Source organism: Nocardia brasiliensis IFM 10847, from assembly GCF_000710915.1.
GTDB classification, from domain to species: Bacteria; Actinomycetota; Actinomycetes; order Mycobacteriales; family Mycobacteriaceae; genus Nocardia; species Nocardia brasiliensis_A.
Window position 1 is genome coordinate 1 of the sequence record NZ_BAUA01000017.1, and the last position, 607, is coordinate 607.

Annotated in this window: 1 protein-coding gene; it reads right to left on the reverse strand. The window is 65.9% G+C overall.

Annotated elements, in window-relative coordinates; genetic code table 11:
* On the reverse strand, positions 1-524 hold a 524-nt coding region (locus tag NBRGI_RS03920), incomplete at its 3' end, for an LGFP repeat-containing protein (protein WP_029892878.1).
* Between the last annotated feature and the right edge of the window lie 83 nt (positions 525-607).

Sequence of the window (607 nt, forward strand, 5' to 3'; positions counted from 1 at the left end):
CCGCCTTCCCAACCGGTTTCGCCCCATTTGTCGCGGATCGCGCCGGCGACGTAGTAGGCCTCGTTGAGTTTCCAGTAGATGGTGCCGCCTTGGAAGTATTGGCGGCGGCCGATGTTGTCGGGGTTGACGATCTCGTCGGAGGTCGGATAGCCCAGGACTCCGCCTTCCCAGCCGTTGCGTTGCCAGGCGGCGAAGAAGTGGTTGACCACCGGGTGCGCGCCGCCGGCGGGGGACCAGTAGATGGGCCCGTTCTGGAAGGTGGAGCGTTTGCCGACGCCGTCGGGATTGGTGAGCTCGTTGGAGGTCGGGTACAGCAGGAAGCTGTTGGGTCCGCCGAGTTCGTTGTATTTGTCGCGGATCGCCCCGCACACCTCATACGGCGCAGGCCAATACACCTGGCATCCCTCGGCGACGCGTGCCGAGCGTTGCTGCGGGCCTGCGGCGAGGGCGGCTTCCATCGTTTCGGCTTTGTCGGCTTGTTCCTTGGTGAACCCGTCCGGGATCTGCTGGCAGTCCGAGCGCATCCGCCCTGGCACCACGCTGGGCTGGGGATTGCGGGTCGGTTCCCATTTCTGGGGAGCCGGAGAGCGTGTACCCGGAGCGCACG